7 protein-coding genes and 1 pseudogene are annotated in these 7076 nt (G+C 68.6%); 5 read left to right on the forward strand and 3 right to left on the reverse strand.

What is annotated here, in order from left to right; genetic code table 11:
• Nucleotides 1–539, reverse strand: a 539-nt coding sequence (locus WAN71_RS20475; protein WP_422227082.1) for a helix-turn-helix transcriptional regulator, incomplete at its 3' end; no start/stop codon positions are given.
• 115 nt (nt 540–654) lie between these two features.
• Between WAN71_RS20475 and mptB the strand changes: the two genes are divergently transcribed.
• The 4 genes from mptB to WAN71_RS20495 all read left to right on the forward strand — a co-directional run bounded on the left by mptB (nt 655) and on the right by WAN71_RS20495 (nt 5139).
• Nucleotides 655–2361 carry a polyprenol phosphomannose-dependent alpha 1,6 mannosyltransferase MptB gene (mptB, locus tag WAN71_RS20480; RefSeq protein WP_422227083.1) on the forward strand — a complete coding sequence of 569 codons (1707 nt, stop codon included), beginning with the start codon at nt 655–657 and terminating at the stop codon, nt 2359–2361.
• Nucleotides 2358–3302 (forward strand): ABC transporter ATP-binding protein, encoded by a 945-nt coding sequence (locus WAN71_RS20485; RefSeq protein ID WP_422227084.1) that lies wholly within the window; start codon nt 2358–2360, stop codon nt 3300–3302. The genes mptB and WAN71_RS20485 overlap by 4 nt, the downstream gene beginning before the upstream one ends.
• Nucleotides 3299–4081, forward strand: a complete 783-nt coding sequence (locus WAN71_RS20490) for an ABC transporter permease (RefSeq protein ID WP_422227085.1) — start codon at nt 3299–3301, stop codon at nt 4079–4081. Before WAN71_RS20485 ends, WAN71_RS20490 begins: the two co-directional genes overlap by 4 nt.
• 83 nt (nt 4082–4164) lie before the next feature.
• Nucleotides 4165–5139: a COX15/CtaA family protein gene (locus tag WAN71_RS20495; protein WP_422227086.1), complete on the forward strand. Its 975-nt coding sequence runs from the start codon at nt 4165–4167 to the stop codon at nt 5137–5139.
• Here the strand turns inward: WAN71_RS20495 and WAN71_RS20500 are convergent.
• Entirely contained in the window at nt 5089–5754 is a 666-nt protein-coding gene (locus WAN71_RS20500; protein ID WP_422227088.1) for a hypothetical protein, read from the reverse strand. The two genes, WAN71_RS20495 and WAN71_RS20500, sit on opposite strands and share 51 nt — an antisense overlap.
• Before the next feature lie 31 nt (nt 5755–5785).
• Here WAN71_RS20500 and WAN71_RS20505 point away from each other — a divergent pair, with 31 nt between their 5' ends.
• Nucleotides 5786–6763 (forward strand): quinone oxidoreductase family protein, encoded by a 978-nt coding sequence (locus WAN71_RS20505; protein ID WP_422227087.1) that lies wholly within the window; start codon nt 5786–5788, stop codon nt 6761–6763.
• 3 nt (nt 6764–6766) lie between these two features.
• On the opposite strand, the pseudogene WAN71_RS20510 reads toward WAN71_RS20505, so the two are convergent.
• Nucleotides 6767–7076 (reverse strand): annotated as a pseudogene (locus tag WAN71_RS20510) (hypothetical protein); the annotation flags it as partial.

Here is a 7076-nt window from a genome sequence, read left to right on the forward strand (position 1 = left end):
GGGCAGTGGTGCTGACAGATCTGCACACCGTGGATCGGGCCCTCGACGCGGGTGGTGGTGGCGACGTAGCCGGCCTTGCTCAGCGCGCCGGCGACCTGCTCGGCGGCAGCTTCGATGTCGTCGTCCGCGGACGATGCCGGCGCCTCGACACCGGACAGGATCGCGTCGATGCGCTGCCGGGCGAAGGTGCGAACCGCGTCCTGACCGCCGATTTCGCGGAGTTGACGCATCGCGGCGGACGCCAGGTCGTCGTAGCTGTGGTCCAGCTTGGCGCGGCCGCCCGCGGTGAGCCGGTAGCGCCTGGCAGGACGGCCGCGGCCCTCCTGCTGCCAGGCCGCCGCGGGAACCGACTCCGCCTCGCCCGCGTCGATCAGCGCGTCTAGATGGCGTCGCACCCCGGCGGCGGACAGGCCCAACCGGTCGCCGATCTGCCCGGCGGTGATCGACCCGGACTCCAGCAGCAACCGCACGACGGCGCTTCGGGTCTGGCCGTCGTGGGTCGAAGCTGCGGCTGCTGCCGCATTCGACGGGAATTTCACAACACCAGTGTGACGCAATTCCGGTAACAGGTCCAGGAAGGCTACCCTCTGCCAGGGTTGCGCTGGTCACACCTGACCAACCCGGCCGCTGTCGGTTGGCGGTTACGCTGCTGTGATGGCAGCCCGCCACCACCCGCTGAGTTTGTCGATCGCCAGGTTGCACGGCGACGAACTGGCGGTGGGAGCGCCGCTCAACGTGGACGAGCTCGTCACGGTCCGCCGCACCCGGCTGTTCGGTGCCACCGGCACGGTGCTGATGGCCATCGGCGCGCTGGGAGCCGGGGCACGGCCGGTCGTCCAGGATCCCACGTTCGGGGTTCGGCTGCTCAACCTGCCATCGCGGATCCAGACGGTGTCGCTGACGATGACCACCACCGGCGCCGTGATGATGGCCCTCGCCTGGCTGATGCTGGGCCGCTTCGCGCTGGGCCCACGGCGGATGTCCCGCGGCGAGCTGGACCGCACGCTGTGGTTGTGGATGCTCCCGCTGTTGGCGGCGCCCCCGATGTACAGCAAGGACGTCTACTCCTACCTGGCGCAGAGCCAGATCTGCCGACTGGGTCTCGACCCCTATCGGGTGGGTCCGGCGACCGGATTGGGCCTCGACCACGTCTTCACCTTGTCGGTGCCCAGCCTGTGGCGGGAAACCCCTGCGCCGTACGGGCCGCTGTTCTTATGGATTGGCCGCGGAATTTCGGCGTTGACCGGCGAAAACATCGTCGCCGCGGTGCTATGCCATCGACTGGTGGTGCTGATCGGTGTGGGTCTGATCGTGTGGGCGACCCCGCGGCTGGCCCGCCGCTGCGGGGTGGCCGAGGTCAGCGCGCTGTGGTTGGGGGCGGCCAACCCGCTGCTGATCATGCATTTAGTCGCCGGTATCCACAACGAAGCACCGATGCTGGGACTCATGCTGGCCGGCACCGAGTTTGCGCTACGCGGAATCGACTCCGCGCGGCCACTGGTGCCCCGGCCGTGGCCCGGCCTTCGGACGCACTGGCCGGACTGGGCGCCGCTGGCGATGCTGCTGGCCGGCGCGATCCTGATCACGCTGTCCTCACAGATAAAGCTGCCGTCGCTGCTGGCGTTGGGCTTCGTCGCGACGGCGCTCGCCTGGCGCTGGGGCGGCAACCTGCGGGCGTTGTTGTTGGCGGGAGGGCTGATGGCCGGGCTATCGCTGGCAGTGATGGCCGCGGTCGGCTGGGCCAGCCGGCTCGGTTTCGGCTGGATCTACACCCTCGGAACCGCCAACGTGGTGCGCAGCTGGATGTCGCCACCGACACTGATCGCTCTGGGCACCGGGCAGGTGGGGATCCTGCTGGGCCTGGGCGATCACACCACCGCCGTGCTGTCGCTGACCCGTGGCATCGGCGTGTTGATCATCGCGGTGATGGTGGGCTGGCTGTTGATGGCGGTGTTGCGTGGCCGGCTGCACCCGGTTGGCGGGCTCGGAGTTGCACTCGGCGGTACGGTGCTGCTGTTTCCAGTGGTGCAGCCGTGGTACCTGCTGTGGGCCATCATCCCGCTGGCCGCATGGGCGACACGGCCCGGTTTCCGGATAGCGGCGATCACCGTCACGATCGTCGTCGGGATTTTCGGCCCAACGGCCAACGGCGACCGGTTCGCGCTGTTTCAGATCGTGGATGCCACCGTGGCCAGTACCGTCATCGTGGCGCTGCTGATCGCGGCGACCTATACCCGCCTGCCGTGGCGGCCGCTGCCCAGCGCCGAGCCGACCCGCGACACGGCGACGCCGGATGTGGTGCCCAGCAGCGAGACCCCGCAGCCCGCACCGGTGCCCGGCGCATACGCTAAGTCCTCGTGAGCCAGGCCGTCCAAGTCCCCGTGCGGTTGCGCGGGGTGTCCAAGTCGTATGGCTCGGGGACGGCCGCTACCAGGGCCGTCTGCAATCTCGACCTCGACGTGCATGCCGCCGAAGTGTTGGCGCTGCTGGGCCCGAACGGCGCCGGCAAGACCACGACGGTGGAGATGTGCGAGGGGTTCGTCCGTCCCGATAGCGGCACCATCGAGGTGCTTGGGCTGGACCCGATCGCCGACAACGCGCGGCTACGACCGCGCATCGGCGTGATGTTGCAGGGCGGTGGCGGCTATCCCGCAGCCAGGGCCGGCGAGATGCTCAACCTGGTGGCCTCCTACGCCGCCGACCCGCTGGACCCGCAGTGGCTGCTGAGCACACTGGGCCTGTCCGATGCGGCACGCACCACTTACCGACGGCTTTCCGGTGGGCAGCAGCAGCGGCTCGCGCTGGCCTGCGCGTTGGTCGGCCGACCGGAACTGGTGTTCCTCGACGAGCCCACCGCGGGCATGGACGCGCACGCCCGGCTGTTGGTGTGGGAGCTGATCGACTCGCTCCGCCGCGACGGCGTCACCGTGGTGCTGACCACCCATCAGCTCAAGGAGGCCGAGGAACTCGCCGACCGACTGGTCATCATCGATCACGGCGTGACCGTCGCAGCCGGAACTCCGGCCGAGTTGACCCGCAGCGGCGCCAAGGACCAGCTTCGGTTCAGCGCGCCGCCACGGCTCGACCTGTCCCTGCTGGTCTCGGCCTTGCCGGAGGATTACCGGGCCTCCGAGGTGGCGTCGGGTGAGTATCTGGTGGAAGGCCCGGTGGACCCGCAGGTGCTGGCGACGGTGACGGCGTGGTGCGCCCAGATCGACGTGCTGGCCACCGATATGCGAGTCGAGCAGCGCAGCCTGGAAGACGTGTTCCTGGAGTTGACCGGCCGGGAGCTGCGAGCATGACCGCTAGCGAATCTGTTTTTCCCGCAGGCACTTTCAGCCCTGACCCGCGCCCTGCTGCGGTGCCGCGGATGCTGGCCGCGCAGTTTTGTTTGGAACTGAAACTGCTGCTGCGCAACGGCGAACAACTGCTGCTGACCATGTTCATCCCGATCACGCTGTTGATTGGGTTGACGCTGCTGCCGCTGGGATCTTTCGGCGACAACCGCGCCGCCACCTTCGTCCCAGTGATCATGGCGCTAGCGGTGATCTCCACGGCGTTCACCGGCCAGGCCATCGCGGTGGCGTTCGATCGCCGTTACGGCGCGCTCAAACGGCTGGGCGCAACCGCGCTTCCGGTCTGGGGCATCATCGCCGGCAAATCGCTGGCGGTGGTCACCGTGGTGTTCCTGCAAGCAATTATCTTGGGCGCCATCGGGTTTGCGCTTGGTTGGCGGCCGCATCCGGCGGGCCTGGCGTTGGGTGCCGTTATTATCGCGCTCGGCACCGCAGGTTTCGCCGCGCTGGGTCTGCTGCTCGGCGGCACGCTGCGCGCTGAGATTGTGCTGGCGGTGGCCAACCTGCTGTGGTTCGTCTTCGCCGGACTCGGCGCGCTGACCGTGGACACCGACATGATCGCGGCTCCGGTCAAGTGGGCGGCACGGCTCACCCCGGCCGGGGCGCTGACCGAGGCGCTGTCGCAGGCGATGAGCGTGTCCGTGGACTGGTTCGGCGTCGCAGTACTGGCCGCCTGGGGCGGCCTGGCCGCGCTGGCCGCGCTGCGGTGGTTCCGGTTCACCTGACAGCCGAGCGCCCTCGAGCGTCACGCTGGCGTGACGCTCGAGGGGAATGGCACGCGCGCCCCTACTACGCAGCGTAGTTTTTGTTGGCCTACGATCGGGCGGTGCCTGTCCGACGGTGGCTCTTGCGGCTGGTGGATCTGCTGCCTGAACCCAGCCTCCGCACGCAGCGCGTCATCGCCGCAGTAGTCATCTTGACCCAGGGCGGTATCGCCGTCACCGGCGCGATCGTCCGGGTCACCGCGTCCGGATTGGGCTGTCCGACCTGGCCGCAATGCTTTCCGGGCAGCTTCACCCCGGTGGCCCACGCCGAGGTGCCCCGAATTCATCAGGCCGTCGAATTCGGCAACCGGATGATCACTTTCGCAGTGGTCATCGCCGCGATTCTGGCGGTGCTGGCGGTCACCCGGGCTCGGCGACGCGCGGAAGTGTTGGTGTACGCGTGGTTGATGCCGGCCTCGACCGTGCTGCAGGCGGTGATCGGCGGCATCACCGTGCTCACCGGCTTGCTGTGGTGGACGGTGGCGATCCATCTGCTGGCGTCGATGGCGATGGTGTGGCTCGCGGTGCTGCTGTACGTCAAGATCGGCGAACCCGACATCGGCGAGCCGACGAGCACGGTGGCCCCGCCACTGCGCTGGCTCACCGCGCTCAGCGCGATGACGCTGGCTGCTGTGCTGGTAACCGGCACCCTGGTCACCGCGGCGGGCCCGCACGCCGGCGACACCAGCCCGTACCGGACGGTGCCGCGGCTCAGGATCGAGATCACCACCCTGGCGCATGCGCACTCTTCACTGCTGGTGGCCTATCTCGGGCTGTTGGTCGGTCTGGGTTTCGGGCTGCTCGCGGTACGGGCACCCCGCCCGATCCTGCTGCGGCTGGGCGTGCTGCTGCTGCTGCTCCTCGCTCAGGCCACCGTCGGCACCGTGCAGTTCTTCACCGGAGTACCCGCAGCGCTGGTGGCGGTGCATGTCGCAGGCGCGGCGGCGTGCACAGCCGCCACCGCCGCGCTATGGGCGTCGATGCGAGAGCGGACCCAGCCCGAGCCGGTCCAGGGCTGACTCAACGCACAGCGCGAATTGCCGCTGCCCGTTGTCGCGCGCGGTGTCGTCGAGCAGCTGCCAACCCAGCGACGGCGCAATTAGATCCAGCCCGACCAATTCCGCATCTTCACTGACATCGGCGCGGGCATAGAGCAGCTCGTCGGCCCGGATGCCGGCCTGCTTGGCCGCGACACGCAGCGCCGCGTGCCCGACGTCCCACAATTCGAAGTCGGCATCCACCGACCGTTGCGCGGTGAACGCATGCGACTGCACGCCGCCGAGGTAGACCAGCGCCGTCGTAGGGCCCAGTGCTGACGCGCGAACCGCCACCCCGGCATGGCGCAAATCGCGCAGATGGCGTTGGCCGGCATTCCAGGCGATCACATCTGCCGCGTTGAGCAAGTTGGGCACCCGCCTGGTCCAGCCCAGAAACTCGTCGAGCCGGTCGGCGTAATCGATGGTGGTCCGCAGGATCACCAGATCGGCGTGCAGCGCCTCCGGGTCGTGCCAGGACAACCAGTGGGCGTGCAGCCCTCTCTTGCGCAGCGCAGCCACCAGACCGGCGTCGTCGCCGCGCTGCGAACCAACCAACACGATCCGCGGATGACGAATGTCGGGCCGGGCCAACTTCATGCGGACACCATGCTTGCGGATGATAGTCGTCATGCACGCAATCGAAGTCGCCGAAATCGGTGGTCCGGAAGTCCTGAGCTATGTCGAGAAGCCACAGCCCTCCCCTGGTCCGGGTGAGGTGCTGATCAAATCCGAAGCGATCGGCGTGAATTTCATCGACACCTATTTCCGCTCCGGGTCTTACCCGCGCGATCTGCCATTCGTGCTGGGCACTGAAGTGGCCGGGACGGTCGCCGCCGTCGGCGACGGCGTGACAACGCTCAAGGTCGACGACCGGGTAGCGACCGCTGCGTCGTCGGGCGCCTACGCCGAATTCGCGACCGCGCCAGCTTTTTTGGTCGCGCGCGTACCGTCAGCGGTCGGTTTGGATGTGGCCGCTTCGGCACTGTTGAAAGGCATGACCGCGCACTACCTGCTCAAGTCGGTCTACCCGGTGAAGTCCGGCGACGCGGTGTTGGTCCACGCCGGAGCAGGCGGGGTGGGGCTGATTTTGACGCAATGGGCGACCAGTCTGGGCGTCCGGGTGATAACGACGGTGTCGACACCGGCTAAAGCCGAGCTGTCCCGGCAGGCCGGCGCGACGGACGTCTTGGACTACCCCGGCGATGATGCGCAGGAATTCGGAAACCGCATCCGCGAGCCGACCGCCGGGGCTGGTGTGGCCGCGGTGTACGACGGCGTCGGCGCGAGCACGTTCGACGCCAGCCTGGCCAGTCTGGCAGTGCGGGGCACCTTGGCATTGTTCGGCGCGTCCAGCGGGCCGGTCCCACCGGTCGACCCCCAGCGGCTCAACGCGGCCGGCTCGGTGTACCTGACCCGCCCGACGTTGGCGCATTTCACCCGCACCGGCGACGAATTTGCTTGGCGCTCAGGGGAATTATTCGACGCGATCGCCGCAGGATCGCTCAGCGTGACGGTGAGCCGCAGCTATCCGCTGGCCGAGGCCGCGCAAGCGCACCGCGACTTGCAGGGCCGTCAGACCGTCGGTTCGATCGTGCTGACGCCATAGGCCTCATGGGTGCCCGTCGGGCTCCCAACTGCCCGGCATCATTGGCACCGTCGGCCCGCCACCGAATTCGTCGCCGGCAAGCGTGGTCAGCCCCGCGGCTTGCTCAGCGGCCTCGTTGCGCACGGTGCCGGCAAAACCCAACGGTCCCGCCCCATTGCCCGATCCCAGCGGCTCGTCGCCCGACGGCCCGCCCCAGTCCGGGTTCACCTCGACATTCATATCCATGAACTCGTCGCCGTGGTCGCGCATTTGCGCGCGACGGCGCCGCCGCGCCCGTCTCTGCTGCTGCGCAGCCGCCGCAGCCGCAGCCGCA

Source organism: Mycobacterium sp. (genome assembly GCF_049280035.1).
In the GTDB taxonomy this organism is placed as follows: Bacteria; Actinomycetota; Actinomycetes; order Mycobacteriales; family Mycobacteriaceae; genus Mycobacterium.